Origin of the sequence: Aeromonas sp. R1-1 (genome assembly GCF_040908495.1) — a bacterium.
Classification (GTDB): domain Bacteria; phylum Pseudomonadota; class Gammaproteobacteria; order Enterobacterales; family Aeromonadaceae; genus Aeromonas; species Aeromonas veronii.
Map to the genome: position 1 here is coordinate 1 of NZ_JBFODV010000150.1, position 2,069 is coordinate 2,069.

Sequence of the window (2,069 nt, forward strand, 5' to 3'; positions counted from 1 at the left end):
GCTCACCTCGGCATCCTTCACCTGAGCCCGGCAGAAGTGGATAAAGTGGCGCAGGGAGGTGGAGTGGTACTTCTGCTTGTGCCAGATAAGGGAGCGCTGGCGCGGGAAGCGGCGGGAGAGGGGCAGGGCGATCAGCCGCCCATCTGCCAGGCGATCCGAGGCTGCCAGCCGGGAGATAAAGGAGATACCAAGCCCCTTCTCCACCGCCAGCATCACCGCCTCCAGGGTGTTGAGTTCAAGCCCTGGTTGCCAGCGGGGCAGCTCGGGCTGGATCTGCTGGATAAACTGCTCGCGGCTGCCCGATTGCGCTTCACGCAATACCCAGGTCTCGCCCCCCAGTCGGGAGAGGGATAGCTCCTTCTTGTTGGCAAGCGGGTGACCGAGTGGGGCCACCACCAGCATCTCGTCCTGCAGCCAGGGTTCGGCGAGCAGGTCGGGGTGGTGGTTCTCCCCCTCGATCAGCGCCATATCCAGCTCGAAGTTGGCCAGCGCATGGCAGAGCAGGTGAGTGTTGTTGATGGTCACCTTGGGGGGGAGTCCCAGCTCCTGTTTGCTGCTGGCGAGGAGGGTGGGGAGCAGGTAGTTGCCGATGGTCTGGCTGGCACCAAGGCGAAGCTGGCCGCTCGGCTCGGCATCGGGGCTGAACAGGTTCTCGATATCCTGCATCCGGGTCAGCAGCTCTTCGGCGGCCGGTTGCAGCAGGCGCCCCTCGTTGTTGAGTTGCAATCTGGGGTGAATGCGGTCAAACAGCGGGGTAGAGAGCTGGCGCTCCAGCTCCTGCAGCGACTGGGAGACGGCCCCCTTGCTCAGGCAGAGCTCGTTGGCGGCAAGGCCAAGGTTTCCATAACGGGCAATGGTGGCGAACACTTTCAGCTGCTGCAGGGTCAGTTTCATCGTGTTTTGTTTTCCTGAATGATTGATTTAATTCATTTAGATATCGTAAACGATAAGGGGGCATTATCCTATCGCCATAGTCATCAATAGAAAGGTGTCATCATGATCGCAAGAACCCGTAAATCACTGGCTGCCGCCCCAACCCCCATGGCGGGTTTGGCGCTGGGCATCGCCAGCCTTGGTTGGTGTTGGGAAAATGCCGGTCACTTCGATGGCCGGATGCAACTGCTGGGCGCTGCCATTGCTGCCGTGCTGCTGGTGATCCTGACCTTCAAGTTTCTGCTTCACCCCCGCCTGCTGTTGCAGGATCTCGCTCACCCCGTAGTCGGCAGTGTGGTACCGACCTATGCCATGGGTACCATGGTGGTCTCCAAAGCGTTAGGTATGATTGCGCCGCAAGCGGGCGAGGCCCTCTGGCTGTTTGCCGTAGCTGTTCACCTGCTGTTCCTGGCCACTTTTATCTGGCATCGCGCCAAAGAGTTTGAAATTCACCACATGGTGCCGAGCTGGTTCGTGCCACCGGTGGGGATCATCGTGGCTGACGTCGCCTTCCCGGGTGGTCAGTTTGCCCCGCTGGCCAACGGTCTGCTCTGGTTCGGGATCATCTGCTACGGCCTGATGCTGCCGCTGATGCTCTATCGCCTGATCTTCAGCCATGAAGTGCCGGATGCCGCCAAACCGACAATTGCCATTCTGGCTGCCCCTGCCAGCCTCTCTCTGGCCGGTTACCTGACTGTCAGTCAGGAGCCGTCACTGCTGCTGGTAGCCGTGCTGTTGGGGATTGCCATCCTGATGACCGGTATCATCTATCTGGCCTTCATCAAACTGCTGCGTCTGCCCTTTTCGCCCGGTTATGCCGCCTTCACCTTCCCGCTGGTGATCGGTGCCACCGCCCTGTTCAAAGTGGCTCATCTGGTTGAAGGGTTTGCGCAAGGGAGTCACTACGTCGAGCAGATCAGACTGCTGGCCCACTTTGAGCTGGGGGTGGCTACCGTCATCGTCGGGTATGTGGCACTGCGTTACCTGATGTTTTTTCTGCCGCAGCGTAATACCGAAATGAATAACGGCATGGCCCGCCAGGGTGCTCACCGTTAAATCTTGAAGAAGATGTGACATCGGGAAATGGATAAGCAGTGCGCTCCGAGAGCGACGGGATAAACGACCAGTCATACGAT

2 protein-coding genes are annotated in these 2,069 nt (G+C 59.4%); one reads left to right on the forward strand and one right to left on the reverse strand.

Annotated features, from left to right (window positions below; all coding sequences use genetic code 11):
* Window positions 1–894: LysR substrate-binding domain-containing protein (locus AB5Y92_RS08780; protein ID WP_368226488.1), on the reverse strand; the 894-nt coding region annotated here is incomplete at its 3' end.
* A 102-nt stretch (window positions 895–996) separates the two neighbouring features.
* Here AB5Y92_RS08780 and AB5Y92_RS08785 point away from each other — a divergent pair.
* Window positions 997–1,989, forward strand: coding sequence for a TDT family transporter (locus AB5Y92_RS08785; protein WP_005352390.1), 993 nt, complete (start codon window positions 997–999; stop codon window positions 1,987–1,989).
* Window positions 1,990–2,069 lie beyond the last annotated feature (80 nt).

Bases quoted from the DNA above. Each gene is read 5' to 3' on its own strand.
- AB5Y92_RS08785 (WP_005352390.1), top strand. From the start codon at position 997: ATGATCGCAAGAACCCGTAAATCACTGGCTGCCGCCCCAACCCCCATG.